A 26,580-nucleotide genomic window follows, 5' to 3' on the forward strand; every position below is an offset into this window, starting at 1 on the left:
ATAGAGCAGGAAGAATCCTATACTTCAAAGGCAAGCTGCCTTGACCTGGACGATATTCCTGTCTACAATGCCGAAAATCCGTATACTGGTATATTCAGTGGCAAGCGTGTCCAGCGTGGACTGTATCGGTTTGCCGATGGCAGAACTGCAAATGCCGATGTCAACGGGGCGGCAAACATACTTCGCAAAAGTAAGCAGAACTTCGATTTCGAAGAACTGTGTAGAGGGCTTTTGGACAGCCCATTGAGAATAAGGGTATCCTGACAGCTAACTCCTTTGGGATATGTCTGTCGGGCGTTAGTCCGTGTATCAAACTTCTCAAGAATCCCCCACTTCTATAAGTGGGGGAGGTTCAAAAAATAATCGATAAGTATAAAGTACAGAATGTTGAACTGACAAGTCAGAAAAGTGAACTGGTTAATCATATTCCTCTGAGAAGGTTCCATTTTATTGGTCAGCTGGATGGCTATGATGTCGAAGTTGAGGTTGCGGCATTATCGAGAAGAAATTCAGGTTGGTTTTTTACCTTCCTCTATGATACCGGAGACATAGAAGCTGAACATCAGGTACAAAAAGCGATTGAAAGTTTGAAATATGTTAAAACGTCATAATACAAATAATGGGGGCTGTTTTCTCCTGCATTTGATGCAAGGGGGGAGAAAGCCCCCGCTTTTTATTGCTCGTGGCGTGGATTTTCTGAAAAAAATATGATAAGATAATCAGGTATATGTAAATAAAGGTGGCAAAAGCCGCTATTATAGGGGGATTTTTTGATTATGGCAAGATTATTTGGTACAGATGGTGTGCGCGGCGAGGCTAATGTGAACCTAACGCCGGAATTGGCTTATCGTTTGGGCCGTGCGGCTACGATTTATTTTGGCCGCGACAGCGAGGAACAGCCGCTGATTCTCATTGGCCGTGACACGCGTCTGTCCGGTGAAATGTTTGAAGCAGCCCTGACGGCTGGTATCTGCTCTGCCGGTGGCCGTGCTATGCTGGCTGGTGTCATTCCGACCCCGGCAATTGCATATCTGGCACGCCGTCATAAGGCTAAGGCTGGTATCGTGATTTCCGCTTCCCACAATCCGTTCCATGACAATGGAATTAAGTTCTTCGGTGGTGACGGCTACAAACTGCCGGATGCGGTGGAAGATGAGCTCGAAGAAATCGTGCATCAGCTCGAAAATGACGACAATCTGGCTCGTCCGACGGGGGAGAAAATCGGTCATATCGAGTACCGTACGGATCTGCTCAATCAGTACATCGAATTCGTCATCAGCACCTGCTCGGAACGTTTTGACGGCATGAAGATTGTGCTGGACTGCTCCAATGGTGCCGCTTATGAGGTTATGCCCAAGGTTCTGCGTGAACTGGGTGCCAAAGTCAAGGTTATCCATGCGCTGCCCAACGGTGTAAACATCAACGACAACTGCGGTTCCACGCATATGGAATCCCTGCAGAAGGCTGTTGTGGAAAATAACGCAGACTTTGGTATTGCCCATGATGGTGATGCTGACCGCTGTCTCTGCGTGGATGAAAAGGGACAGATTATCGATGGCGACCACATTCTCGTAATGTGCGCACAGGATATGATTAAAAAGGGCACTCTGCCGCATAAGACGGTTGTTTCCACGGTTATGGCCAACATCGGTTTCCATAAGGCCATCAAGGAAGCTGGCGGCCGCGTTGAAGTAACGCAGGTTGGTGACCGTTATGTACTCGAAAACATGCTCAAGAGCGGCTACAAAATCGGCGGTGAGCAGTCCGGTCATATCATCTTCACGGATTACAGCACCACGGGTGACGGCCCCATCACGGCTTTGCAGGTTCTGTCTTCTCTGAAACGCAGTGGCCGCAAGGCTTCGGAACTGACGGCGCTCATGACGACTTATCCGCAGCTTCTGGTTAACGTGCGCGTAGCTACGAAGGAAGGCTGGGAGAAGAACGAAGCTATCTCCGCAGCAATTGCCAAAGGCGAAGCTGAGCTGGGCAATGATGGCCGCATCCTCGTGCGTCCGTCCGGTACGGAACCGCTTATCCGCGTAATGGCAGAAGGCCCGGACCAGGCACAGCTTGACCGGATCTGCAACGAGATTGCCGATGTGGTCAAAAAAGAGCAGGGCTGATATGAAAAAAGCCATTTTATTTGCCAGCTTTGGTGTGATTAATGAGCAGGCGCGCAAAAATTGTATTGATGCCGCTGCAAGGCAGATAGAGGCGGCCTTTCCGGAGTTTACGCTCCGGCAGGCTTATACCTCGGTATTTATTCGCAAAAAATTAGCTGAGCAGGGGACCCATATGGATTCCCTGTCGGAAGCCTTGGATGGCTTGGTGGCTGATGGTTTTACGGAAGTCATCATTCAGCCGGGATATCTTACTGCAGGTGAGGAATACGAGAAGAAAGTTCTGCAGGTTATAGAACCTTATCGGCAGAAGTTTGACCGTCTGCTGATTTCCCGTCCCTTGATGGAGTGTCCTGCTGATGGAGCCGATATGCTGGCTGTTTTGCAGGAAATTTTCCCGCTGGAAGCCGGTGAGGATTTGGTGCTTGTGGGACATGGTTCCCCGCATCAGCATAACCCGGCTTATGAAAATCTGCAGGCAGATGCCGATAAGGCCGGGTTCCCGGCTCATATCGGTGTGATTGAGCCGACGGATACGCCGGATTTTGCGGCGGTGTTGGCAAGGCTGCAGGCAAAGGGCGCGAAAAATATTCTGTTGGCGCCATTGCTCCTTTCTGGCGGGGCTCATGTCAATGAAGATATTGCTGGTGCAGAAGCAGAATCCTGGTTAAGCCGTTTGCAGGCGGCAGGTTTTTCGGTTAAGGTCAGCCTAAAAGGTTTGGGCGAATATCCGGCATTTCAGAAGTTATACGTCAAGCGTTTGCAGGAATGGGATTTTTAAGGCAACGCTTGCATAACTTTCAGCTATAAGCAGTATTCATATAAAGGGTATTTCTATTTTTATAAATATGAGTTATAATAACTTAGTGTACTGCTTGGTTCATAATATGGCGTAAGTAATCGTTGAATGTGAACGAGACCGTACACTGGTATAATTGAATTTAGGCAGGATTAGGTAAGGGATGCCTAAAAAATGAATGAGGTGAGTATATGTCACATCCAGTAACAACCAATCCGTTGATTATTATGTTAATCAACATGACCGTTGTGTTCTTGGTGCTAATCGCCTTAGGTGTGGTCATCAATTTGATTCATTATATTGACCCCACGAAGCCGAAAGCTGCGCCCGAAGAAGCGGCACCGGCTAAGCCGGAAACCGTATCAGAGCCAGAGCCTGCAGCAGCTGCACCTGTGGAAGAGGGGATTTCTCCTGAGGTGGTTGCCGTTATTGCTGCGGCGGTCGCCAGCATGGGCTGTGCGGGTACGGTGAAAGCCATTCGTCCAATCGAACGCAACAACTGGAAAAATTCCGGCCGTAACGCAATTCAGAGCCGGGGTTAAAGCAGGGAAGGAGGAATTATCATGGAATTATTACAAGCATTTGCCGTTTCCCTGCAGGCCGTTTGGTTAGACAGTGGTTTTTCCGCGTTCACCATGGGCAATGGCATTATGATTCTCGTTGGTCTGGTGCTTCTTTATATGGCTATTGTCAAGGAATTTGAGCCGTTGCTCTTAGGCCCGATTGCCTTTGGCTGTATCCTGGCCAACTTTCCGCGTACGGGATTTTTAGAGGAACCGGGACTCATGCAGGCCATCCATTATGGTATTGCCAATGAAATCTTCCCGCCACTCATTTTCTTAGGCATTGGTGCGATGACGGACTTTGGCCCGCTGCTGGCGCGTCCGGTTACCCTGCTTCTGGGAGCTGCTGCCCAGATTGGCGTGTTCGTGGCCTTGGTTGGCGCTATGCTCTTGGGCTTTAATGTACAGGAAGCTGGTGCTATCGGCATCATCGGTGGTGCTGACGGCCCAACGGCCATCTATCTGTCCATTCAGATGGCACCGCATCTTCTGGGGGCTATCGCCGTAGCAGCGTACTCCTACATGTCGCTTGTGCCGCTGATTCAGCCGCCGATTATGAAGCTTTTGACCACGCAGAAAGAGCGTGAAGTGGCGATGGAACAGCTCCGCCCCGTGACGAAGTTCGAGCGTGTCTGCTTCCCGATTGTAGCGGCTATCATCATCAGCCTGCTTCTGCCGCCGATTGCGGCTCTGCTGGGCTGTCTGATGCTGGGCAACCTGTTCCGTGAATCCGGTGTTATGGACCGTCTTTCCGATACGGCGCAGAATTCCCTGTGCAATATCGTGACGATTTTCCTGGCAACCGGTACAGGCATGACCATGAATGCAGACGACTTCCTGCAGCCGGCAACTCTGCTCATCATCGGCCTTGGTCTCTTGGCCTTTATGTCCGGTACGGCTGGTGGTGTGCTCTTTGGCAAGCTTATGTGCCGTCTGTCCGGTTGGAAGATTAACCCGCTGATTGGTTCGGCTGGTGTTTCCGCTGTGCCGATGGCTGCACGTGTAAGCCAGATGGTGGGCATGAAGGCAAAACCGGGCAACTACCTGCTGATGCATGCTATGGGCCCGAATGTGGCTGGTGTAATCGGTACGGCAGTTGCTGCTGGTACGATGCTGGCTATGCTCAAGTAAAGTATACATAAAAATACATAGAAAAAGCCTTTACAAGAGGTCTTTGATATGGTAATATCTTTTTTGTAAAGAAGAATAGCTTTTGGCAATGGAGCCATGCAGACATAATTCCCCGTTTGGGGTGTGTTTGCATGGTTTTTTCGTATTTATATCATTGAAAGGGTGGTTTTACGTGGAAAATTTACTGTATGTGATTCCGGCGAATTCGAAAAAAGAGGATATTATTGAGCAGCTTAAAGCGCATCCGGAGATTAAATTCGTATCCCTCGTAGGTGTGGATATGGCCGGCAATGATACGGATGAAAAGATTCCCGTAGGTATTTTCCTGAAAGATATGGATGATTTCTATGCTGGTACTGCTGTGCAGACCGATGGTTCTTCCGTTGTACTGACGGGGATTGCCACCCTGAATAACGCCAAGGTCGATATGCCCATTGACCCGACTGTTAACTGGTTCGTCGATTACAATATGGAATTCTACGATGAAGAAACGGGCAAGCCGGTAGGTACCCTGCGTATTCCGTCCTTCCTCGTGCATGAAGGCAAGCGCGTTGACTCTCGTGCAGTGCTGGCAGATACGCTGAACTATGTGAAAGAAGAACTGCTCGCTACGTTCAAGAAACACCCCAAGATTTCCGGCCTTGAAAGCATTGATGGCAATGATGTTGTCGATATTCAGTTCACCTCGGCTACGGAATTGGAATTCTGGGTAAAGACGCCGCTTGAAGAAGCTGCGATTGAAGAAATGTCTGCCTCCCAGGTTATGCAGGAGCAGTATTGGGAACGTACGCATGGTGCTGTGCGCACGGCAATGGAAAACTGCCTGCTTGAGCTCGATAAATATGGCTTCAAGGTAGAAATGGGCCATAAGGAAGTTGGTGGCCTTAAAGCACAGATTGACGGCAGCGGTAACATGACTCATGTTTGCGAACAGCTGGAAATCGACTGGAAGTTTGCCGATGCCCTGCAGGCTGCTGACAACGAAATCTTCGTGCGTACGGTAGTCAAGGAAACCTTCCGTTCCATTGGTCTCGAGGTAAGCTTCAAGGCTAAACCGATGATTGGCCTGGCTGGTAACGGTGAACACACCCATATCGGCATGGCAGCTGTCACCAGCGACGGCAAGACGCACAACCTCTTTACAGCAGATGACCAGTATAAGGACTTCATGAGCGCTGTGGGCTATGGTGCACTCATGGGCATGCTCAAGAACTACGAAGCCATCAATCCGTTTGTATCGGCTACGAATGACTCCCTGAACCGTCTGAAACCCGGTTTTGAAGCTCCGGTATGTATCGTTACGTCTCTGGGCCACCGTCCGGACCAGCCGTCCCGTAACCGTACGATTCTGGCCGGCCTTATCCGTGACCTGGGTAATCCGTATGCTACGCGTTTCGAACTGCGTGCCTGCAACCCGTATACTAATACGTATTTGGTTTTGGCTGCGATTTACTCTGCTTGTCTCGATGGTATCAAGACGGCGGTTACCCATACTACGGCAGAATTGCTGACGGAACTTTCCAAGGAGGCAGGCGAAGAAGGCTTCTATCTGGAAAAAGACCGTGCTTATCGCAGTGAAAACGATGTCTTTGAAGACTATACGGATGAAGAACGCGACCGCCTGTTCGGTGCTCCTCCCGCAACGGTTTGGGAAAATATGCAGAACTTCGATAACTACACCGATAAAAAAGCTGTTATCACGGCTGGCGGCGCCCTCAACGACACGATTATCAACGCTTTCCGTGCCGGCGCGCTCCTGCGTTGGAAGACGGAGCTGATCGCCCGCATCATTCCGGAAAACCGCGATATTGTCCGTGCAGCTAAGGAAATCAAATCGGATTTCGTAACGGATTTGGATTCCTATAACTGGAATAAAATTAACGGCATTCGTGCTTACCTGGCTAAGGACAGCATTGATGAAAAATCGCTGTTCACCCTGCTGATTAATGCCTTGAACGAAGGTGACTATGCAGCAGCTTCCGGCCTGCAGGTAGAGATGTACGACAAGGTTGAAGAACTGAAAGCCCTCTACGACAGCTACGTTAAAAACATGATTTGATGAATAAAAATCCCCAGCAGCGATTTCACTGCTGGGGATTTTTTGACGTCGCTTATTTTTTCAGCGCTTCTTTGAGAATAGCCGTCAAGGCTTTCTGGGAAATGCGCATCATGTCACCGAGGAGAGCGTTGTAAAGGTCGCCGCCATCGCAGACACCGCGTCCGTTTTCCGTGATGAAGAACTTTTTGGGATGTTCTTCTGCCTGATAAGCCTCGTTGAGTTTATCCTGGACAAGTTTCTCGATTTCCTGATCTGTCATCGAATACACCTCTTTCCATATTTATCACATAAGATATAATACTACATTTGAAGTGTTTTTTCCTCTTTTTTGCTGAAGAAAATAAAAAATATTTATTGCAGGGAGGATTTCAGCCTATTTTCAGCGAATTTTTACGGAAAATTAATGGTAGTCTAAAGCAACTATAAGAATGACGGTGTATATTATAAGCATAGTCAAGATAGTTAATCACTTGAATGGAGGGTGAATATTATGCGTAAGAAAATGTTAGCAGGATTTGTGGCTGGTGTACTCATGGCAGGTGCGGGTTTTGGTATGTTGAGTGGACAGGCTCAAGCCGCCGAGATGGCTGCTCAAAATGGGCGGCCGGATAAGCCGCCTGTGATGCGTGGTCATCAGAGTGGAGAGCGCCACGTGAAGATGAATCCGGATGAAGCAGCCAAGCACCTGAATAAGACTTTTGGGGTCAGTGAAGATGAAGTGAAGGCTGCCTTCAATGAAAAACGCGATTTTCGCGATATCGGTCAGGCAGCCATGCTGGCAAAAATCAGTGGTAAGTCCTTTAAAGATGTGCTGGCAATGAAGACAAAGGACAAGCGTTGGCCGGAAATCACGAAGGAGCTGGGGATTAAGCCGGAACAGATACGTGCCCAGATGAATGAACTGAGTGCCGAGCGCATAGCACAGCGCGGCAATATTGACAAAGACCAGGCACTGTCCTTGTTAAATAAAGGCTATCGGCCGATGGATGTCAGCGTGGCCGCTAAGCTGGCTAAACTCAGCAACAAGGATATTCAGACCGTTCTGGATATGAAGAAAATCAATAACCGCTGGGGCGATGTAGCTGAACAGCTCGGTGTAGATCGGTCGGCCCTGCGTCCGAATATGGAAAAAGGAAAGTTCCCAGGACATGGTCCGCAGGGCGGCCCGCCGGATGGTGGTGAGATGCCGGAAGAAAAATAATAAAGGATTTTTCCACCCGCAAGGCGAATATTTCCCTATAAGCATCTTGCAGAAGGGGAGACCATTATGATTATTACCGATAACGAAACAGTAAACGCCGCTGAGGATTTGATTCGCCGTCATAAGGAAAAACGTCCGGAAAAGCCGCGTACCATACAGGCAATCTCTGCCCGCTACTATCAGGCCATCGGCCAGTATCAACAGTTGATGCGGGCTGATGTGGACAATCGGGAGCAGCGGGTTATGCTCTATTCGGAGATTAAGACTTTGGGTTGGTGTATGGGCCGGGAAGAAGCGAAAATCGTCAAGGAAATCAATGCACCAATAAAATAGTATCTAAAAGACGCCCGCCCCGTCGGGAATATCTTTCTTACGCTTAGACAGGCTTGTCAAACGCTGCAGAAAGATATTCCCGACGGGGCGGGCTTAGTTATGCTTATGATTTTATGGTTTCATGGCTTTAGGTTAGAGATTCTTTTCGGTTAAGACCATGTCCAGGGCGTTTAGTACGTCGTTGACATTTTCTTCCGTAATCACCAAAGGTGGCTGGAAGGCCATGACGTTGCGGTCTACGCCGTTCTTGCCGATGATAAAACCGCGGTCTTTGAGGACTTCGAGTACATCGTCAAGGATTTCCGGAGCCGGGCTGCCGTCCGTGTGGATGAATTCTGCGCCATCCATCAGGCCGAGGCCGCGCACATCGCCGATAACGGGATGTTTCTTTTGGAGCTCACGCAGGCCATTTCTAAGCTGCTCGCCACGTGCCTGAGCATTTTCCATAAGCTTGTGTTCCTCGATATAGTCGAGAACCGCCATAGCTGTGGTGGAGGATACCGGATTGCCACCAAGCGTCGAAGCGCCGGGGCGGGTGTAGGTATCAGCAATTTTGGCCGTGGAGATAAAGGCGGAAATCGGGGCGCCGTTGCCTAGAGCTTTCGCCATGCACATGATATCGGGAACAACATCGTAATTTTCGATGGCAAACATCTTGCCGCTGCGGGCAAAGCCTGTCTGTACTTCGTCGATAATCAGCAGGGTGTTGTACTGGTCAAGGATTTCCTTGACGCGTTTGAAGTAGCCCTTGGGGGGCACTACGCAGCCAGCATTGCCCTGAATGGTCTCGGCGATGAAGGCGCCGGGATGGCCGGAGGTGGAGGATTTGATCAAATCCTCAATGGCATTGGCGCAGGCGTAATCGCAGTCCGGGAACTTCTTGTTCATGGGGCAGCGATAGCAGTTCGGGTTGGGGGCAAAGTGAATGCCGCCAACGGGATTGGGGTCGGTGCGCCACATAGTAAGGCCTGTTACGCTCATGCCGAGCTTCGTGCGGCCATGCAGGCCGTGGCGCAGGGCGATGATTTCGCTGTTGCCCGTGTAGACAGAAGCCAGCAGGAAGGCACCTTCCGTAGCTTCGGAGCCCGTGGAGCAGAAGAAAGACTTCTGCAGGTCGCCTGGCGTAACCTCGGCGAGTTTTTCGGCAAGATTCACGAAGTTTTCTGTGAGGTAGATGTTGCAGACATGCTGCAGCTCATCAATCTGGGCTTTCATCTTCGTGAGGATTTCCGGATTGCAGTGGCCGCAGTTCATAACGGACACGCCTGCGTACATATCCAGATATTTCTTGCCTGTGCTGTCCCAGAGGTACTGCATGGAACCTTTGACCATTTGGGCAGGTTCCTTGTAGAAATGACCTAAGCAGGGCATGATGTATTTTTTCTTTTTTTCGATAATGGCCTCAGGGCCGATAAATTTTTTGCTTTCCATATTTCCCTCTCCTAAAAAATAAATAGGTTAGATGGAGTTGCGGCTCCGGCGGAAACGGTAGGTGCCAAGCCCCAGTTCGCGCGGGCCTTTTTTGAGCGTTTCGAGGTCGTCGGCGTGGAAGGCCTCTTTGCCTGCCGTAAGATTATCCAAAGCTGTGCGGTAAATGCGGGTGACCATGCCGGCAAATTCCGGGGCATAGTCCTGTGCCTCAATGCGGTAAGCGCCTAAGCCGTTAAACTTCGCAAGGTACGGATAGAGGCAGAGGTCCTTGGCAAAGTAGATATGGTTGCGGCCAAACTGGTCAACGCGCAGGGAATGCTTTTCACCAGCCTTGTCGAGCAGGGCATAGCGGCGGTCGAGCACTTCGGGATTGTTGAGTTCATTGAAGAACGGCAGGCTCATGCCCGGAATATTGTGGTCACAAATCATGGACTCATAGGAGCCGTGGACAACAACTTCGATGGGCAGCTCGGAGCTTTCGACGATTTCGCGCAGCTGCTCAAACGAAAGCTCGTAGGAAGCCGTGCCCATGGTCAGGCCATTTTCCTTAAGGAACTTGGCGGCCAGATGGTTAAAGAGGTTGAAGGACACATCAGCCTGTACTGGCAAATCCGTCAGGCGCTTGGCCAGCTTCAACGAGCCAAGGTTGCTGACCATTATGCCGTCGGCTTTGAGTTCACGCTGTCTCAGAGCAGTGAAGAACTGTTCCAGTTCGCCGCATTCCCGGCGCATGGTCGTGCGCGGCGTGTTGATGATGATTTTGGCGCGGCCCTTGTTGTAGGCGATAACTTCGGCAAAATCTTTGAGACTCCAAGGCTTGTTGGGGCGGAAGGTTTCGCCGCCGACATAGACGATATCGGCACCGTTGTCAATAACAGCGCAGGCTGCACCAACGGTGTTTACGCGGACACTTAATGTACGGTGGTCAGGATTTGACTTGTCAATATCGCGTTCCTGTTTCAGGATTTCGTCCTGGAAACCTGCTTCCTTCACCGCATCGCTGAAGAAGCGCGGTTCACGCGTGCCGTCAAAGCCGATATCCTTTTTATCCGGGGAACCGAAGGCAAAGGTGGTCGTAAAGTCGCGGGCACGGTTCTCGTACAGGCTCTTCCAGCCTTCTTCATCCGGCTGCCAGCCCATCGGGTCAGCAATATAGGCATCAATGGCCTTGCGGTAGGTGCTGACAATGCGGCGGATAAAGGGGGCAGGGCGCATACGGCCTTCGATTTTGAAGGAGAACACGCCAGCCTGAATGAGCTGGGGGATATGGCGGTACATGCACATGTCCTTGAGCGCCAGCTTATAGGCACCCTCGCTGTCCTTGTCGAGCACTTCGCCCGTCTTTTCGTCAATCAGCTGATAGGCCCAGCGGCAGGGTTTCAGGCAGCGGCCACGGTTGCCGCTCTGGCCAAAGACCACGCCGGAGTGAATGCACTGGCCGCTTTCGCTGATGCACATATCGCCGTGCATGAAGTATTCCACTTCAATGCCTGTGCGCTCACGGAACAGGGAGAGCTCGGAGAGCGTCATCTCACGGCCCACAACGACGCGGGTAATGCCGTATTCTTTGAGCTTTTCGATGGCGTGCTCGTTATGGGTATTCATCATAACGGAGGTGTGCACAGGAATCTTGATGCCCATTTCGTGAATGAGTTCGAGGACAGCAAAGTCCTGCACCAAAATAGCATCCGGGCGGATTTCATTAAGGTAGGTGAGGTATTCACGCAGTGCGGGGATTTCCTCATCGCTGATCAGGTTGTTGAGGGTGATGTAAAGCTTCACGCCATGCTCATGGGTGTAGGCGATGGCCTTTTTGAGTATTTCATCATCAAAGTTGAAATCACCTTCGTGCATGCGCATATTAAAATGCTTGCCTCCGAGGTAGCAAGCATCAGCACCAGCTTCCACACCGGCCACCAGGGCATCCCAGGTACCGGCAGGTGCCAGCAGTTCTACGGATTTACGATTTAACAGCATCGAATAAAAACTCCTTTTTGGATAGGTTTTATCTTAATAGTTCCAATTAATAAGTATAACAGAGAATGCGGGGGCTATCAATAATACATTGCATTCTAAAGTGGATTGTGTTACAACAATAAGTACCGAATAATGGTAAATACGACAAATGACCGGTTCGTTTGTAGGATTGTACAAAAACGATTGTTATGGTTGTGGGAGAGGTCTAGAGACAATGGAAGAAAAAAATGCAGCACTTGACTGGCTGGAATTGATGGCTGGCAAGGGCATTGGGGCTTTGGCGCAGAAAATGCAGCGACAGGGCGGAAAAGAGCTGATTATCACAGGACGGCAGGGAATCGAACATCACCCAAAATCCGGTGTTATCGCCTCACAGGCTGTGCTGGATATGCTGGCAGCAATGCCGGATTTTGATGAGAATCAATATTATTATGCCAAAAATCAGCAAATGCTGGTTTTTAAGGTGATTTTGGATGATGTGCCGGACAGTGTCCTGTTTATCTTTTGGCAGCAGGCAAAAAGCGAGGACATTGCGCCGCTTTCCGCTATGCAAGAATCTGCCCGCCTGGCCCTGAAATGGTATCTGCGGGGGCATAGGGCTTTTGCCAAGCGGCTGCATGAGCAGCGGGCGGCTTTTTTCGAAGGGGTTTTTATCAAGCATAACATCAGCGTAGAATCCCTGCTGACTGAACAGGGCATTGAAGTGCATCGTGACCGTAAATATGCGGTTATGCTAATGGATATGGGGACAGATATGCCGCTTATTCCGCCTGCCGATTTTCGGGCTAAATTATTGCAGTTCAGTCAGCGTCATCAGATGGAGCTCATTTATCCTTTGGAATGGAACGGCATTTATCTGGTGATTTTGTCGGGACTTTACGTTCAGCAGGAATTAGGGATGCTTTCTTTGAAAAAAAGGCAGGAATTATTTGCCACATGGCAGCAGCTGTTCTCAGAGGTCTATAAGGTGGCGGTATCTATTGGTGTAGGTGGTGACTATCCGCTGGCTGAGCTGCATCGCAGCTATCAGGAAGCACGCATTGCCCTAATGTTTCGGCAGATTAAAGGCGAACAGGGCTTTGTGCAGGAGTTTTCCGGCATGGGCGTATTCAAGGAACTCTTTACCTGTGAAAAGTCGCGAATTGTGGAATTCTGTCGTCAGACTTTGGATAAGCTGCTGGCCTATGACCATGACTGTGACGCAGGCTTACAGATAACCTTGCGTACGCTGCTGGATACGAATTTCAACTATAAGCTGACGGCAGAAAAACTCTTTGTGCATGTGAACACGGTGCGTTATCGCTGTGAGAAAATTGCCCAGCTATTGGATATCGACATCAATCATCCGGATACCCGCTTTAATCTCTATGCGGCTATTCGGGTAGGGGATGTGCTAAAGGCGCTTAATCTCCTGCAGCCCGGTTATGTGGGGAATTTTGGCAGTCACAAGAATAACGGCAGTCATGGTACACAAACGATGTTTTAAGAACTTTGCAAAAAAATCCCTGCTGATTTTGCGGTCAGCAGGGATTTTTTTATACAGATTCTTTTGCGGCATTCTTGCCGGCCGTATAGCCAAAGGTTTGGGCACGGCCATGGCTGTTGCCGGGAATGCAGGTGGGGTAGTCATTGCCATAGAAGGAGCCGGAGTTGTTGCCGGCGGCATAGAGTCCGGGAATGACGTTTTTCTCTTTGTCGAGAACCTGCATGTTCTCGTTAATACGCAGGCCGCCGAGCGTTACCAACATGGAAGTTCCCATCTTGCAGGCGAAGAAGGGGGCCTTTTCAATCGTGGTCATAAAGAGGGGCTTTTTGTGGAAGTCCTCATCTACACCTTTGCGGGCCAGTTCGTTGTAGCGGTCAATCGTGGCTTTGAGGGTTTCATAAGGCAGCTCGCACTGTTTGGCCAAATCTTCAATGGTGTCGGCTTTTTTGACCAAGCCTTCTTTGATGTAGCGTTCCACATCTTCCGGATTGTGATGGAATTTCATTTCCTTGCAGGCAGTCTGATGGAAAGCAGGGGCTTCCTGCGGCCATTTGGAATCCCAAATGTTCCATTTGCATTGGCCGGGCTGCTGGCGTACCTGGTTGGAAAGGTACCCAAAGGTCAAATCCTCGTTGCCGAAGCGCTCGCCTTTGAGATTGACGCCCAGCCATGGCTGACGGGTCAGGGCATCGGGATTTTCCTTGGGATTATCGACAAAGGCCTTGTCAAAGTACATGGCTGTATGCGGCCATTCGTCAATGTCTGCACCAATCCAGAGGCCCATCTTCTGGCCGTCACCGGTGTTGAAGGTGCCGGGGTAAGAAATCTTGTTGATGGTTTTTGCACTGGGAATGTAGTAGTTCAACATTTCCTCATCATGGCCATAATCGCCGGCGCAGAGAATAACGGCTTTTTTGGCATTGAACTTGATGTAGGACTTATTTTCATTCTGAGCGATTACACCGGTGACGCGGCCTGCATGCGACAATAGTGAACTGTTGTCTCATGCCCATGCGCAGGCCAATGTAAATTGTATTGACTGCCATGAAAACGGCATCGAGGATAAAATCCAGGAAACCGTTTGGTATGTGACGGATGATTTTGATGACCCGCCATACAAACGGGCTTTCCCGAATGAAATGTGCACGAAATGTCACAGTGATATTGACGCCATCGTGGCGAAAACGGACTTTGGCGAAGCCAATCCGCATAATTCCCATTTAGGCGATTTGGTATGCTCCGACTGCCATAAGATGCATAATCAATCCCATGCAAAATGTGCGGACTGCCATAACTTTGAGTTCCTGCAGAATTTGCCGGCAGACTGGGATAAAGAAGCAAAGAAAACCAAGTAAGGGTTGGTTATTGCTGGACTGGGAGGTTCTTTAATTCCTGGCGAAGCCAGTCAAGCCGCTGTTTTTCCCGCAGGATGGCCTGCTGGAGTATGCAGCGGTGGCCAAAATGTTTCTGGCGTGCTTCTTCGTCGGCAAATAGTAGCTGCCAGCGGGCTTGGAGGTATTGATATTTTTCCTCATGGCGGGCGATTTCCTCTTGAAAGAGTTGGCGTGTCAATGGGTCAGCGGCCGAATCCAACAGGTAAAGCTTCATGGTAAAGTCGTCCCGGGTTGGCACAGGCTGGCTCAGTGGTTCATGCATCCAGGCGGACAGCAGTTGCTGTCCGCTTTTTGTAATCTGATAGAATTTTTTTTCGAGTTTTTTGCCGACAAGTTCTGTGCGGGAACTGATCAAGCCGTCATCTTCCATATGGCGTAGTTCGGGATATATCTGGCTATGGTTGGAATACCAAAAATCGCCTAATTCTTCTTCAAAGAGTTTTTTGATATCATAGCCGGCCAGTTCGCGATGCGCCAGTAGCCCCAGAATAATGTATTTTAGTACGTTCTTTTGTGCCATTGTCATCACTTCTCCTTGTTTTGCTCGTTTTAGTATAGCATAGGTGGGCGAGACTGACATATATTTTTACGAATATTGCATTGCATTCGCCTGGGCTTTATGCTACAATTCTATGTATTGTGGCGATGAACAAGAAGAGTAAATCTCGCAGGCTTTTCTAGAGAGTCTCTGTTGGTGGGAAGGAGATAAAGCCGGAGGTCGAACGTTCGCTTGGGAGTCTTTCGGAGGAAATGCCGGACGTATGACTGCGTTAAAGTTATCGAGTGAAAAATCAGGGTGGTACCGCGAAATTCAGCCTTCGCCCCTCGTGCACATGTTGTGCGGGGGCGAGGGCTTTTATAGTTTGCTTTTCATAAGGCAGGAGGTAAATAAATGGAAGAAAAGATTTCGGAGCTGAAGGCAGCTGCCGTAGCTGAAGTCAAAGCCGCAAGCGATATGACGGCGCTTAATGATATCCGTGTGAAGTATTTGGGCAAGAAGGGTGAGTTCACCTCTATCCTGCGTGGTATGGGCAGCCTGTCCGCTGAGGAACGTCCGAAAGTCGGCAAGATTGTCAATGTAGCCAAAGCAGAAGTGGAAGAAGCCATCAATGTGCAGGCTGGTGAGCTTAAAGCGAAAGAACTTTCCGCACGCCTGGCCAGTGAAAAGATTGACGTTACCCTGCCGGGCCGCAATGTGCCGCAGGGTCATCTGCATCCGCTGACGCTGACGATGCAGCGCATCAAGGATATTTTCGTACATATGGGCTTCAGCGTGGAAGAAGGCCCGGAAATTGAGCGGGATTACTTCAACTTTGAAGCATTGAACCTGCCGAAAGACCATCCGGCCCGCGACATGCAGGATTCCTTCTACATCACGGACGAAATTCTCATGCGTTCCCAGACTTCGCCGGTACAGGCCCGCACGATGCAGGCTAACGAGCCGAACAAGCCGATTCGCATGATTGCGCCGGGCCGTGTTTATCGCCGTGATGAATACGATGCGACGCATTCGCCGATGTTCACGCAGGTGGAAGGCCTGGTTATCGACAAGGGCATCAGCTTTGCTGACCTCAAGGGGACGCTCGAACTCTTCCTGCATCAGATTTTCAACGAAAATGTAGGCGTGCGTTTCCGTCCGAGCTTCTTCCCCTTCACGGAACCTTCTGCTGAAGTGGATATCTCCTGCGTGATGTGCCACGGCGAAGGCTGTAAGGTCTGCAAGGGCACGGGCTGGCTCGAAATTCTGGGCGCCGGCATGGTTCATCCCCATGTGCTGGAAATGAGTGGCTACGACCCGAAGGTGGTCAGCGGCTTTGCTTTCGGTCTGGGCGTGGAACGTATCGCCATGCTGTCCTATGGCATTGACGACCTGCGTCTGTTCTACGACAATGACGTGCGTTTCTTGCAGCAGTTCTGATTAGGGAGGTTACAACATGCAGGTTTCCATTAAATGGTTAAACGATTATATAAAGTTCAACGAAACGGCTGAAGAACTGGCCGACAAATACACGATGTCCGGCGTTCCCGTGGAAAATGTTATCCGTGCGGACGAAGGACTCGATAAAGTGGTAACGGGCCGTATCGAAAAGCTCGAAGCTCATCCGGATTCCGACCATCTGCAGATTTGCCAGATGAATGTGGGCGAGCCGGAACTCATTCAGATTATCACGGGGGCGCAGAATGTGTCCGAAGGCCAGGTTGTGCCGGTAGCTATGGTCGGTGCGCATCTGCCCAACGGCCTCCATATCAAGAAGGGCAAGCTGCGTGGCCTGCCGTCCAATGGTATGCTGTGCTCCGCAGAAGAACTCAAGATGGACCTCACCAAGCTGACGGAAGAAGAAAAGAACGGCATCTACATTCTGCCTGCTGATACGCCGGTCGGTGTGCCCGCTAAGGATGTACTCGGCCTTGATGATGTCGTGCTCGAATTTGAACTGACGGCTAACCGTGCCGATTGCTTCAGTGTTGTCGGTCTTGTGCGTGAAGCCGCTGTGCTCACAGGCAATGAGCCGCACTATCCGGAAATCTCCGTTAAGGAAGATGATGAAGCCAAGGCTGCCGATATGATTAAAATTGGCATTGAAAGTGACCTCTGCGACCGTTTTGCCGCCCGTGTGATTAAGAATGTCAAGGTTGGCCCCTCTCCGGAATGGATGCAGCAGCGCCTCGAAGGCGCGGGCATCCGTGCCATCAACAACGTGGTCGATGTGACCAACTTTGTCATGGTGGAACTGGGCCAGCCCATGCATGCCTATGACTATGATGAAATTGCCGGACACAGCCTGACGGCCCGCCTGGCTAAAGAAGGTGAAAACCTCCATACTTTGGACGATAGCTCCCGCATTGCCAAGGGCACGGAACTCGTCATTGCCGACAGCGAAAAGCCGGCAGGCCTTGCCGGTGTAATGGGCGGTCTCGAATCAGAAGTAACGGAGAAGACTACGACCATCGTGCTCGAAGCAGCTTCCTTCAACGGGGCCAGCATCCGCCGTACTTCCCGTGCCTGCGGTTTGCACTCCGAGGCTTCGGGGCGTTTTGAACGCGGCGTGGATGTGACGGCTATTCCCCGCGCTCTTGACCGTGCCTGCCAGCTTCTGCAGGAAATGGGTGCCTGCACGGTAACGCAGGGCATGGTGGATGTATATCCAAAGCAGAAAGAGCAGACGGAAATCCATTATACAGCTGAACAGATTAACGCCCGTCTGGGTACGCAGCTCAGTGCCAGCAAGATGATGGAAATCCTCACGAGCCTGGGTTTTGCCGTACAGACGGAAGGCGAAGGCTTTGTGGCCAAGGTTCCCACATGGCGCAATGACTGCACCTGCATGGAAGACCTCTCCGAGGAAATCTCCCGCATCTACGGCTTTGACAATATTGCTCCGACCCTGCCCTGGGGTGCTGTGATGCAGGGTAAGCAGAGCCCGCGTCAGGATTTCATCGACAAGATTAAGGAAATCCTCGTTGGTCTGGGCATGACGGAGGAACTGTCCTTCAGCTTCACGAATACCGACTTGCTGGACAAGATGCTGGTGCCGGCTGACAGCGAACTGCGCAAGGCTGTGCCCATTATGAACCCGCTGACGGATGATTATCCGCTCGTGCGCACGAGCCTGTTGACCTCCATCATGGAAAACGCTGTGCGCAACTTCTCCCGCAAGAATATGGATCTGCGTCTCTTTGATGTAGCGCCTGTATTCTTCCCAAAACAGCTGCCCGTAACGGAACAGCCCGAAGAAGTCGTAAAACTCGTTGGTCTGATGACGGGCCGCCGCAATACCGTGGGCTGGAACCAGACAAATGACATGATTGACTTCTACGATATGAAGGGCCTGGTCGAAGAACTGCTCAGCAGCCTCTCCATTTCCAAGTACACCGTAGAAGCCGGTGAACACTTCGCCCTGCATCCGGGTAAGACCGCACTCTTTAAGAAGGGCCGCGAAGTCATTGCCACCCTGGGCGAACTGCATCCGCAGGCCGCAGAAAACTTCGGCATCAAGCAGAAGGTATATCTCTTTGAGATGGATGTGGAAGTACTCATGAAGTACACGGCCAAGAACTTCCATTTTGACAGCCTGCCCAAGTTCCCGGCAACTTCCCGCGACTTGGCGATTGTGGTGGACACGGACGCCGAAGCTGGCAAGATTGAGCAGGTCATCACGAAGAACGGCGGCAAACACTTCAAGTCTGTAACGCTCTTTGATGTGTACACTGGTGAACATGTAGCTGAGGGCAAGAAGAGCTTGGCGTTTAACCTCCAGTTCCAGTCCAAGGATAAGACGCTGACCGATGAGGAAGCAGATACGGCCTTCAATAATATTCTCAAGGCTGTGGAAAAACAATTTGGTGCTGAGCTGCGGGCATAAGGTGATAGCATGGCAGAAGAAAAAACTAACCGGCCGTCTGAACGGGTGGTTGTGGAGATTTACGGCAACAGTTATCCGCTGAAAACCGATAATCCGCAGGAGATGAAAAAACTGGCAGCTGCTGTGGATAAGAAAATGAAAGCGATGTCCCGGGCTGTGCGCAGTTTTGATGACCGTAAAATTGCTGTATTAACCGCCCTGCAGATTGCAGAGGAATATTATCAGCTCAAGAAAGATTATGATGAGCTGATTGAACTTCTTGATGAAAAATAACAAAATATAGCAGGAATTTTTCTCTTGCTCACGAATATAATCCGTAAAGTAAAGATAAAAGGCATTACTTTACGGGTTATATTTTTTTTTAAGGAGTGGGTAAAATATGGGGTTTATTAAAAATTTGCGGGTGGCCTATAAAATGCTGATATTAGCAGCGTTTGCTGTAATCGGTATGCTGATTATTGGCTATCAGGGATATTCGACAGCAAAAAAAGCTCAGATAGACATGGATGATAATTCCAGCTCGGTGAAATCCATCGGCTATCTTAGCGATATGCGCTATGGCACACGCTATGCCCAGGGCATGATGATTATCATGACTACGGTAAAGGATGACCCACAGCGCATGCAGAATTTAGACAAGAAATTCCAGGAAGGTCTGAAATTCGTTGAAGATGGGATTAAGCAGTATGAAGCTGTTCCCGGGAAAACAGATGCAGTTAAGCAGGAATTAGAAGCGTATAAATCCATTTGGGCAGCTTTGCAGAAAAACATGACCGAGGTCGTAAAACTTTGTCAGGCAGGCAAGCAGGAAGAAGGTATGGCGCTTTATAACCGCGAAGGTGCCAAATTGCTGGATCAGATGCGGCCGCATATCAATAAGATGACGGAACTGGAAAACAGCCATGCCGAAGAACTCAATAAGCAAAACGATGAAGATACGGAAACGGCTATTCGCAATATGATTATTCAGATCCTTGTAGGGTTGATTATTATGGTTGCCGTAGCGATGTGGATTACCCGCGAAGTCGTTAATCCTGTTCAGGCGATGATGCGTTCGTTGGAACGTCTGCGCGGCGGTGACTTTAGCGACCATGCCCGTACCATTGTGCGCGGTGATGAGTTCGGTGAAATGGCAGACAAATTGGCTGAGGTTCGCATGACGCTGAACAAGCTCATGCGCAGTTCCAGCACGACTGCCGAACAACTCGCAGCATCCTCGGAAGAACTTACGGCCAGCTCCCATCAGTCGGCACAGGCATCGGAGCAGGTTGCGCAGTCCGTTACCAATGCTGCTGGTGCGGTAGCTGAACAGCAGGTGGATGTTAATGATGCGATGGAGTCCATTGAAAACGCAGTACAGGCCATTGAACGCCTAAGCAGGACAGCCAATCGGGTTTCCGAGCATGCGAACACCAGCAATAAGGCAGCTGTAGAAGGCAATGAGGCAGTTAAACAGGCCGTCAACCAGATTAACAGTGTAGCGCAGATTGTCAACAGCTCTGCGGAAACCGTAGATAAGCTGGGACAGAGTTCACAGGAAATCGGTCAGATTGTCGAGACGATATCTTCCATTGCGGAGCAGACTAACCTTCTGGCACTTAACGCGGCTATCGAGGCTGCTCGTGCCGGTGAACATGGCCGCGGTTTTGCGGTTGTTGCCGATGAAGTGCGTAAACTGGCTGAAGCATCGCAGGAAGCTGCCAAGCAGATTACCGGTCTTATCAGCGGGATTCAGTCGGAAACCGCAGCAGCCGTTTCCTCCATGCAAAAGGGCAGTGCTGCTGTTAAAGAAGGTACGGCATCCGTTGAACAGCTTCGCGATACCTTTAAGAGCATTTATGATGCCGCTTTGGGCGTAGCTAAACAGGCTGAAGAAATGACTAGAGAACTGCATGTTGTTGAGCAGGATACCCAGAATATCAAGGAAAAATCTGGGGAGATTTTGCAAAAAGGCGGTATGGTAGCTTCGGAAATGGAAAGCGTATCTGCTGCTTCTGAAGAACAGTCGGCATCTGCTTCGGAAATTGCCGATGCCAGCTCGTCCCTGGCTAATCTGGCGCAGAATCTGCAGAACTCCCTGCAGAAGTTTAAGTTCTAAAGTTGAATTTATGCTAAAAAAGTGGGAACCTTTTGAGGCTCCCACTTTTTCGTGTGCTTAAATCAGATATGCAATTGATTCTTGATGCGTTCCACAGCGCGGACGGTATTTTCGCGGTTGCCAAAGGCGGTAAGACGGAAATAACCTTCACCACAGGGGCCGAAACCGGCGCCTGGCGTGCCCACGATATGGACTTCAGTCAGGAGCTTATCGAAGAAATCCCAGGAGGGCATGTTGTCCGGCGTTTTGAGCCAGATATAAGGCGCGTTGACACCGCCATAAGCCTTTATGCCGGCAGCCTGCAGACCTTCGCGGATGATGCGGGCATTTTCCATGTAGTAGCCAATGGTTTCCTTGACCTGTTTCTGGCCTTCTTCCGTGTAGATGGCCGCAGCACCTCGCTGAACGATGTATGCAGTGCCGTTGAATTTGGTGGTGTGGCGGCGGTTCCAAAGCTTGTTGAATTCGACAAGGCTGCCATCGGCAGCGCGGCCTTTGACGGTCTTGGGGATAATGGTATAACCACAACGGGTACCTGTAAAGCCGGCGGTTTTGGAGAAGGAACGGAATTCAATAGCAACGTCTTTTGCTCCTTCGATTTCATAGATGGAGCGGGGAACATCGTCTTCGGTGATATAGGCAGCATAAGCCGCGTCAAACAGAATTACCGATTCATTTTCACGGGCATAATCCACCCATTTCTTCAGTTCTGCGCGGGAAAGGGTAGTGCCCGTGGGGTTGTTGGGGCAGCAGAGGTAAATCATATCTACACGCTCTTTAGGCAGTGCCGGAGCAAAATCGTTGCTGGCATCACAGGGCAGATAGGTAACGCCGGCAAAGTGACCATCTTCATTTAATGTGCCGGTACGCCCTGCCATAACATTGGTGTCTAAATATACCGGATATACCGGGTCGGTAATGGCTACATGATTATCCGTACCAAAGATTTCCTGAATATTGCCGCAGTCGCTCTTGGAGCCATCGCTGATGAAGATTTCATCGCTTGCAATTTCAATACCCCGGGCTTTGTAGTTGTGTTCGATAATGGCATCCGTGAGGAAACTGTAACCCTGTTCCGGACCATAGCCGCGGAAGGTATCGGCATTTGCCAGTTCATCGACAGCCTTATGCATAGCTTCGATGCAGGCAGGGGGCAGGGGCTGGGTAACATCACCAATGCCCAGACGGATGATGTCTGCTTCGGGATTAGCTTCCTTAAAGGCTGCTACCCGGCGGGCGATTTCCGCAAAGAGATAACTGCCGGGGAGTTTCAGATAATTGTCGTTGATTGTAGCCATATAAACCTCCAATAGAATTGTTCTCAATATAACTTTTGGGTATATTATATCATGTTTCTATAACAAATCAATAGGTAAATGCAAGAAAAAGATGACTGCGCACAGCGAAGCGCAGTCATCTTTGACTTAGTGATATACAGGTGGGTGTTCAGTTTAGGAACGTTTGTAAGCCGTAACTTTCTGATAGTGTTTCTGGAAGAATTCTTCAGCAACCTGCGGGAACAGAGCATAGGAGAGAACATCTTCTTCAGAAGGATTGAGGAAGCCTTTTTCCTTGAGTTCTGCTTCGAATTCAGCAAACGTCTTGGCCTTTGCATCTTCTACAGAGCAATCTTCGATGATGTCTTCCGGAGCAATGCCCAGTGTCTTGGTAAGGAAGTCTCTGTCGATAGCAACCGGCGTACGGCCGAACTTACCACGAGCCAAATCCTTGAATTCTTTCGGTACCATCTTATAGCGTTCGCCGCTCATGACATTGAAGGTAGCCATGGTGCCCACAATCTGGGAAGACGGGGTAACGAGAGGAGGATAGCCAAGATCTTTGCGCACGCGCGGCATTTCGTCCAGCAGTTCCTGATATTTGTCTTCCATGCCGGCTTCTTTGAGCTGGTTGGCCAGATTAGAGAGCATACCGCCCGGAATCTGGAAGTCCAGTACGTTGGGGTTGATATCGAAATAACCTTTGAGGTTGAATTCGTTGATTACGCGTTTCTTGACTTCGAGGAAGTGCTTGGAAATCGGCGTGAGTTTCTGTACGTCAATGCCCGTGTCGTATGGCGTGCCTTCAAGCGCACGAACCATGGTTTCCGTGCAGGGCTGAGACGTATCCGAGGAGAAGGGTGCCAAAGCCGTATCAATGATATCGACACCAGCTTCAACGGCTTTGAGATAGGTAGCATGACCAAAACCGGAGGTGCAGTGCGTATGCAGTTCGACAGGAATATCCAAAGCAGCTTTCAGTTTCTTAACCAAATCTTCAGCAACATAGGGCTTCAAGAGGCCGGACATATCCTTGATGCAGACGGAGTTGCAGCCCATGTCCTGAAGTTCCTTAGCCAGCTCAACGAACTTTTCGTTGGTATGCACCGGGCTGATGGTATATACGAGACAGCCCTGTACTTCCGGTTTTTCCGGGCAAGCCAATGCAGCTTCAATAGCCACTTTCAGGTTGCGCACATCGTTGAGGGCATCGAAGATACGGAATACACCAACGCCATGAGCAGATGCATGACGGACAAATTTTTCAACGACGTCATTGGAGTAGTGGTTATAGCCAAGCAGATTCTGACCACGGAGCAACATCTGAATCGGTGTATTGAGGTTAGCCTTTAAGGTATCCAAACGTTCCCAAGGGTCCTCACCCAAGAAACGCAGGCAAGTATCGAAGGTAGCTCCGCCCCATGCTTCCAAAGCCTTGTAGCCTACGGAATCCAAAGCTTTGAGCTGTGGGAGCATATCCTCGATGCGCATACGAGTAGCACACAGAGACTGATGGCCGTCACGCAGTACGGTTTCCATGATTTTGACAGGTTTCTTTGCCATAACTAACACTCTCCTCTAAATTATTAACGCATAATTATAAGTTATGCGTATTAATTCGTGATAAGCTGAAAAAACAATAGAATAAAGCCGCCATACATGGCGTAAATACTAGGTTTTTGGAGCTATAAAATCATTAACATCACAAGCATAGTATAGGTGCTAATTATGGCTTTGTCAATGTAAAATGTGATTTTTTTCTCAATCTATAACTAATTGGAATGATAGATAGAGATTATTGTAAAATGTATACAATTTAGGTATGGTGTAAATTATCACAAACAGGCAGAAAGTTTTTTTTATGAACTATTGGTTTTTTATGCATACATTGGTATAATGATTGTGTGGTTAATAAGCTACTTTGTGTTGACACATTGTTCTATGTTTACACAATGTGCAGGTAAATTTGGAATTGTAAGGAGAAATGTGTAAATGAAACTTGTAGTAACAGTCGTAGGCAAAGACCGTGTAGGCATTATCGCCATGGTTAGCCAGATTTTGGCCGAGAACAATGTCAACATTTTGTCTATCAATCAGAATATCCTTGACGGCTATTTCAACATGATTCTGATTGCGGAAATCAGCAGCAGCAAGATTAAGCTGGTGGATTTGCAGAAGAAACTCAAGGAAAGCGGTCAGGAAATCAATGTGGATATCAAGGCACAGCATGCCGATATCTTCAATGTAATGCATAATATCTGATGTGACGTTGACTTCTAGGAGGATATATTCTTGATTAGCATAGACGATATCATTGAAACAAATGAGATGATTACGGAGAACAAATTGGATGTGCGTACCATTACCATGGGGATTTCCCTGCGGGATTGTGCTCACCCCAATATGGAACAGTTCTGCCGTAATGTATACGACAAAATTACGAAATCCGCAGAATTTCTCGTGAAGACTGGTGAGGATATCGAAGCGGAGTACGGTATTCCCATCATTCATAAGCGTGTATCGGTAACGCCGATTGCCATTGCCGCTGATGCCTGCAAGACGGATACCTATGTGCCGGTGGCTGAGGCTATGGATCGAGCTGCCAAGGAAATCGGTGTGAATTTTATTGGTGGTTTTTCGGCATTGGTCGAAAAAGGTTTTACCAATGGTGATCGCATTTTGATTAACTCCATTCCGCAGGCATTAGCAACGACGGATGTGGTTTGTTCATCCGTAAATCTTGGTTCGACGAAAACCGGTATCAATATGGATTGTGTTCGCGAAATGGGCGAGGTCATCAAGCGTACGGCGGAACTTACCCGTGATAATGATGCTTTGGGCTGTGCCAAGTTGGTTGTATTCTGCAATGCTCCTGGAGATAATCCCTTTATGGCGGGCGCATTCCATGGTGTCAGCGAAGCGGATAAGGTGGTCAGCGTCGGTGTCAGCGGCCCAGGCGTGGTAAAGCATGCGCTAGAAGCCAAGAAAGGCGCAGATTTTACCGAAGTTGCCGAAACCATCAAAAAGACGGCGTTTAAGATTACCCGCGTAGGCCAGTTGGTTGCTCGTGAAGCGTCCAAGCGTCTGGGGGTGCCCTTTGGTATCATAGACCTGTCTCTGGCACCGACGCCGGCAGTGGGTGACAGCGTGGCGCGTATCATTGAAGAAATGGGGATTGAGAGCTGCGGTGCTCCAGGTACGACAGCGGCACTGGCGCTCCTCAACGATGCCGTGAAAAAGGGCGGACTGATGGCTTCTTCCCATGTTGGCGGCCTGTCCGGTGCGTTCATTCCGGTAAGTGAGGACGAAGGCATGATTAATGCCATTAAGACCGGCAGCCTGTCCTTGGAAAAACTCGAAGCCATGACCTGTGTCTGCTCCGTTGGTCTTGATATGATTGCCATTGAGGGCGATACGAGCGCGGCTACGATTTCTGGCATTATTGCGGACGAAGCAGCCATCGGTATGATTAACAACAAGACCACGGCTGTCCGTGTTATTCCGGTTCCGGGCAAGAAGGTGGGCGACATGGTGGAATTCGGTGGCCTTCTGGGGTACTGTCCCATTGTGCCTGTGCGCAATCAGTACAGCTCTGCGGCATTCATTGCCCGCGGCGGCCGGATTCCGGCTCCAATTCGGAGTTTGACAAACTAATAGATTATGCCTTCCCCTTTGGGGAAGGTTTATATTTAGGAGAATATTATGCGTGTTACGAAGAAGATTAAGGAAGAACAGATACGCATTTTAGGGGAAGTCTATAAAGATACAAAGCCAGCCTTGATATTTCGCAACCCCTTTGAACTCTTGATTGCGGTAATCCTGTCGGCCCAATGTACCGATAAGCGCGTGAATGTGACTACGGCCCGGTTGTTTCAGAAAGCGGCCACCCCAGAGGAAATCCTCTCTCTGGGGCTGGCGTCTTTAGAAGAGGAAATTCGTGACTGCGGATTGTTTCGCAACAAGGCTAAGAACATTATGGCAACCTGTCAGATCCTCTGCGAGGCGTATGGCGGTGAAGTTCCCGCAGATTTTGAAAAACTGCAGGAACTTCCCGGTGTGGGGCGCAAGACCGCCAATGTGGTCATGAGTGTGGGCTTTGATGTCCCGGCGATTGCGGTGGATACGCATGTGTTTCGTGTAAGCAATCGTCTAAAACTGGCTGTAGGTGATACGCCACTGGCTGTGGAACAGGGACTTATGAAGGCAATCCCAAAAGATAAATGGTCAGCGGCCCATCATTGGCTTATTTGGCATGGGCGGAATGTCTGCAAGGCGCGCAAGCCGTTATGCAATGCGTGTCCTCTGGCAGAAGTATGTCCAAGTTGTGAACCGCTGGCATGAGCA

24 protein-coding genes, 1 pseudogene and 1 other annotated feature are annotated in these 26,580 nt (G+C 49.7%); of the genes and pseudogenes, 18 read left to right on the top strand and 7 right to left on the bottom strand.

Annotated features, from left to right (window positions below; all coding sequences use genetic code 11):
* The 7 genes and pseudogenes from G598_RS17445 to G598_RS0108155 form a co-directional block, all read left to right on the top strand.
* A pseudogene (locus G598_RS17445) lies at window positions 1–264 on the top strand (hypothetical protein); the annotation flags it as partial.
* Window positions 265–341: 77 nt separating this feature from the next.
* A complete protein-coding gene (locus G598_RS0108130) occupies window positions 342–611 on the top strand; it encodes a hypothetical protein (protein ID WP_026766547.1) in 270 nt (89 codons plus the stop codon).
* A gap of 165 nt (window positions 612–776) precedes the next feature.
* On the top strand, window positions 777–2,126 hold the full coding sequence (glmM, locus tag G598_RS0108135; protein WP_026766548.1) for a phosphoglucosamine mutase: 1,350 nt from the start codon (window positions 777–779) through the stop codon (window positions 2,124–2,126).
* A gap of 1 nt (window position 2,127) precedes the next feature.
* Complete coding sequence (locus G598_RS0108140; protein WP_026766549.1) at window positions 2,128–2,904, top strand: sirohydrochlorin cobaltochelatase; 777 nt, start codon at window positions 2,128–2,130, stop codon at window positions 2,902–2,904.
* A gap of 209 nt (window positions 2,905–3,113) precedes the next feature.
* Window positions 3,114–3,464, top strand: coding sequence for an OadG family protein (locus G598_RS0108145; RefSeq protein ID WP_026766550.1), 351 nt, complete (start codon window positions 3,114–3,116; stop codon window positions 3,462–3,464).
* 21 nt (window positions 3,465–3,485) lie between these two features.
* Window positions 3,486–4,616 (top strand): sodium ion-translocating decarboxylase subunit beta, encoded by a 1,131-nt coding sequence (locus G598_RS0108150; protein WP_026766551.1) that lies wholly within the window; start codon window positions 3,486–3,488, stop codon window positions 4,614–4,616.
* 172 nt (window positions 4,617–4,788) lie between these two features.
* Complete coding sequence (locus G598_RS0108155) at window positions 4,789–6,675, top strand: type I glutamate--ammonia ligase (RefSeq protein ID WP_026766552.1); 1,887 nt, start codon at window positions 4,789–4,791, stop codon at window positions 6,673–6,675.
* 52 nt (window positions 6,676–6,727) lie between these two features.
* Here G598_RS0108155 and G598_RS0108160 read toward each other — a convergent pair whose 3' ends face one another.
* Window positions 6,728–6,934 carry a hypothetical protein gene (locus tag G598_RS0108160; protein ID WP_026766553.1) on the bottom strand — a complete coding sequence of 69 codons (207 nt, stop codon included), beginning with the start codon at window positions 6,932–6,934 and terminating at the stop codon, window positions 6,728–6,730.
* A 231-nt stretch (window positions 6,935–7,165) separates the two neighbouring features.
* On the opposite strand from G598_RS0108160, the gene G598_RS17450 reads away from it, so the two are divergent.
* Together G598_RS17450 and G598_RS0108170 are read left to right on the top strand one after the other, a co-directional pair.
* Window positions 7,166–7,876 carry a hypothetical protein gene (locus G598_RS17450; RefSeq protein WP_051180086.1) on the top strand — a complete coding sequence of 237 codons (711 nt, stop codon included), beginning with the start codon at window positions 7,166–7,168 and terminating at the stop codon, window positions 7,874–7,876.
* A gap of 66 nt (window positions 7,877–7,942) precedes the next feature.
* Window positions 7,943–8,209 carry a hypothetical protein gene (locus tag G598_RS0108170; protein ID WP_051180088.1) on the top strand — a complete coding sequence of 89 codons (267 nt, stop codon included), beginning with the start codon at window positions 7,943–7,945 and terminating at the stop codon, window positions 8,207–8,209.
* Window positions 8,210–8,341: 132 nt separating this feature from the next.
* Here G598_RS0108170 and G598_RS0108175 read toward each other — a convergent pair whose 3' ends face one another.
* A complete protein-coding gene (locus G598_RS0108175; RefSeq protein WP_026766555.1) occupies window positions 8,342–9,640 on the bottom strand; it encodes an aspartate aminotransferase family protein in 1,299 nt (432 codons plus the stop codon).
* Between the two features lie 27 nt (window positions 9,641–9,667).
* Entirely contained in the window at window positions 9,668–11,617 is a 1,950-nt protein-coding gene (locus G598_RS0108180; RefSeq protein ID WP_026766556.1) for a peptidase U32 family protein, read from the bottom strand.
* A gap of 214 nt (window positions 11,618–11,831) precedes the next feature.
* Here G598_RS0108180 and G598_RS0108185 point away from each other — a divergent pair, with 214 nt between their 5' ends.
* Entirely contained in the window at window positions 11,832–13,103 is a 1,272-nt protein-coding gene (locus tag G598_RS0108185; protein ID WP_026766557.1) for a PucR family transcriptional regulator, read from the top strand.
* Between the two features lie 49 nt (window positions 13,104–13,152).
* On the opposite strand, the gene G598_RS17455 is transcribed toward G598_RS0108185, so the two are convergent.
* Window positions 13,153–14,091, bottom strand: coding sequence for an FAD-dependent oxidoreductase (locus G598_RS17455; RefSeq protein WP_051180090.1), 939 nt, complete (start codon window positions 14,089–14,091; stop codon window positions 13,153–13,155).
* Here G598_RS17455 and G598_RS17460 point away from each other — a divergent pair.
* The gene (locus G598_RS17460) at window positions 14,069–14,458 is read left to right on the top strand and encodes a cytochrome c3 family protein (RefSeq protein WP_157833301.1); all 390 of its coding nucleotides are present in this window, start codon (window positions 14,069–14,071) and stop codon (window positions 14,456–14,458) included. The genes G598_RS17455 and G598_RS17460 overlap by 23 nt on opposite strands.
* A gap of 7 nt (window positions 14,459–14,465) precedes the next feature.
* Here G598_RS17460 and G598_RS0108200 read toward each other — a convergent pair whose 3' ends face one another.
* Complete coding sequence (locus tag G598_RS0108200) at window positions 14,466–15,017, bottom strand: PadR family transcriptional regulator (RefSeq protein WP_026766558.1); 552 nt, start codon at window positions 15,015–15,017, stop codon at window positions 14,466–14,468.
* A gap of 116 nt (window positions 15,018–15,133) precedes the next feature.
* Window positions 15,134–15,326, top strand: a binding site (T-box leader).
* Between the two features lie 63 nt (window positions 15,327–15,389).
* Here G598_RS0108200 and pheS point away from each other — a divergent pair.
* The 4 genes from pheS (at window position 15,390) to G598_RS0108220 (ending at window position 20,959) form a co-directional block, all read left to right on the top strand.
* On the top strand, window positions 15,390–16,415 hold the full coding sequence (gene pheS, locus G598_RS0108205) for a phenylalanine--tRNA ligase subunit alpha (protein ID WP_026766559.1): 1,026 nt from the start codon (window positions 15,390–15,392) through the stop codon (window positions 16,413–16,415).
* A gap of 16 nt (window positions 16,416–16,431) precedes the next feature.
* Window positions 16,432–18,861, top strand: a complete 2,430-nt coding sequence (pheT, locus tag G598_RS0108210) for a phenylalanine--tRNA ligase subunit beta (RefSeq protein WP_026766560.1) — start codon at window positions 16,432–16,434, stop codon at window positions 18,859–18,861.
* A 9-nt stretch (window positions 18,862–18,870) separates the two neighbouring features.
* Window positions 18,871–19,134: a cell division protein ZapA gene (locus G598_RS0108215; protein ID WP_026766561.1), complete on the top strand. Its 264-nt coding sequence runs from the start codon at window positions 18,871–18,873 to the stop codon at window positions 19,132–19,134.
* A gap of 106 nt (window positions 19,135–19,240) precedes the next feature.
* On the top strand, window positions 19,241–20,959 hold the full coding sequence (locus tag G598_RS0108220) for a methyl-accepting chemotaxis protein (protein WP_026766562.1): 1,719 nt from the start codon (window positions 19,241–19,243) through the stop codon (window positions 20,957–20,959).
* A gap of 62 nt (window positions 20,960–21,021) precedes the next feature.
* Here the strand turns inward: G598_RS0108220 and G598_RS0108225 are convergent, their stop codons facing one another.
* Entirely contained in the window at window positions 21,022–22,257 is a 1,236-nt protein-coding gene (locus G598_RS0108225) for an LL-diaminopimelate aminotransferase (RefSeq protein WP_026766563.1), read from the bottom strand.
* A gap of 153 nt (window positions 22,258–22,410) precedes the next feature.
* A complete protein-coding gene (locus tag G598_RS0108230; protein WP_026766564.1) occupies window positions 22,411–23,799 on the bottom strand; it encodes a pyruvate carboxylase subunit B in 1,389 nt (462 codons plus the stop codon).
* 429 nt (window positions 23,800–24,228) lie between these two features.
* Here G598_RS0108230 and G598_RS0108235 point away from each other — a divergent pair, with 429 nt between their 5' ends.
* Genes G598_RS0108235 through nth form a run of 3 tightly spaced genes read left to right on the top strand, consistent with a single transcriptional unit; the run spans window position 24,229 to window position 26,577 of the window.
* Window positions 24,229–24,498, top strand: coding sequence for an ACT domain-containing protein (locus tag G598_RS0108235; protein ID WP_014424149.1), 270 nt, complete (start codon window positions 24,229–24,231; stop codon window positions 24,496–24,498).
* A 30-nt stretch (window positions 24,499–24,528) separates the two neighbouring features.
* Complete coding sequence (locus tag G598_RS0108240) at window positions 24,529–25,890, top strand: PFL family protein (RefSeq protein WP_026766565.1); 1,362 nt, start codon at window positions 24,529–24,531, stop codon at window positions 25,888–25,890.
* A 48-nt stretch (window positions 25,891–25,938) separates the two neighbouring features.
* Window positions 25,939–26,577: an endonuclease III gene (gene nth, locus G598_RS0108245; RefSeq protein WP_026766566.1), complete on the top strand. Its 639-nt coding sequence runs from the start codon at window positions 25,939–25,941 to the stop codon at window positions 26,575–26,577.
* The last annotated feature ends 3 nt before the right edge of the window (window positions 26,578–26,580 follow it).

The organism is Selenomonas ruminantium subsp. ruminantium ATCC 12561 (assembly GCF_000424065.1).
Classification (GTDB): domain Bacteria; phylum Bacillota; class Negativicutes; order Selenomonadales; family Selenomonadaceae; genus Selenomonas_A; species Selenomonas_A ruminantium.

Bases quoted from the DNA above. Each gene is read 5' to 3' on its own strand.
- glmM (WP_026766548.1), top strand. From the start codon at position 777: ATGGCAAGATTATTTGGTACAGATGGTGTGCGCGGCGAGGCTAATGTG.
- G598_RS0108140 (WP_026766549.1), top strand. From the start codon at position 2,128: ATGAAAAAAGCCATTTTATTTGCCAGCTTTGGTGTGATTAATGAGCAG.
- G598_RS0108145 (WP_026766550.1), top strand. From the start codon at position 3,114: ATGTCACATCCAGTAACAACCAATCCGTTGATTATTATGTTAATCAAC.
- G598_RS0108150 (WP_026766551.1), top strand. From the start codon at position 3,486: ATGGAATTATTACAAGCATTTGCCGTTTCCCTGCAGGCCGTTTGGTTA.
- G598_RS0108160 (WP_026766553.1), bottom strand. From the start codon at position 6,934: ATGACAGATCAGGAAATCGAGAAACTTGTCCAGGATAAACTCAACGAG.
- G598_RS17450 (WP_051180086.1), top strand. From the start codon at position 7,166: ATGCGTAAGAAAATGTTAGCAGGATTTGTGGCTGGTGTACTCATGGCA.
- G598_RS0108170 (WP_051180088.1), top strand. From the start codon at position 7,943: ATGATTATTACCGATAACGAAACAGTAAACGCCGCTGAGGATTTGATT.
- G598_RS0108175 (WP_026766555.1), bottom strand. From the start codon at position 9,640: ATGGAAAGCAAAAAATTTATCGGCCCTGAGGCCATTATCGAAAAAAAG.
- G598_RS0108180 (WP_026766556.1), bottom strand. From the start codon at position 11,617: ATGCTGTTAAATCGTAAATCCGTAGAACTGCTGGCACCTGCCGGTACC.
- G598_RS0108185 (WP_026766557.1), top strand. From the start codon at position 11,832: ATGGAAGAAAAAAATGCAGCACTTGACTGGCTGGAATTGATGGCTGGC.
- G598_RS0108200 (WP_026766558.1), bottom strand. From the start codon at position 15,017: ATGGCACAAAAGAACGTACTAAAATACATTATTCTGGGGCTACTGGCG.
- pheS (WP_026766559.1), top strand. From the start codon at position 15,390: ATGGAAGAAAAGATTTCGGAGCTGAAGGCAGCTGCCGTAGCTGAAGTC.
- pheT (WP_026766560.1), top strand. From the start codon at position 16,432: ATGCAGGTTTCCATTAAATGGTTAAACGATTATATAAAGTTCAACGAA.
- G598_RS0108215 (WP_026766561.1), top strand. From the start codon at position 18,871: ATGGCAGAAGAAAAAACTAACCGGCCGTCTGAACGGGTGGTTGTGGAG.
- G598_RS0108220 (WP_026766562.1), top strand. From the start codon at position 19,241: ATGGGGTTTATTAAAAATTTGCGGGTGGCCTATAAAATGCTGATATTA.
- G598_RS0108225 (WP_026766563.1), bottom strand. From the start codon at position 22,257: ATGGCTACAATCAACGACAATTATCTGAAACTCCCCGGCAGTTATCTC.
- G598_RS0108230 (WP_026766564.1), bottom strand. From the start codon at position 23,799: ATGGCAAAGAAACCTGTCAAAATCATGGAAACCGTACTGCGTGACGGC.
- G598_RS0108235 (WP_014424149.1), top strand. From the start codon at position 24,229: ATGAAACTTGTAGTAACAGTCGTAGGCAAAGACCGTGTAGGCATTATC.
- nth (WP_026766566.1), top strand. From the start codon at position 25,939: ATGCGTGTTACGAAGAAGATTAAGGAAGAACAGATACGCATTTTAGGG.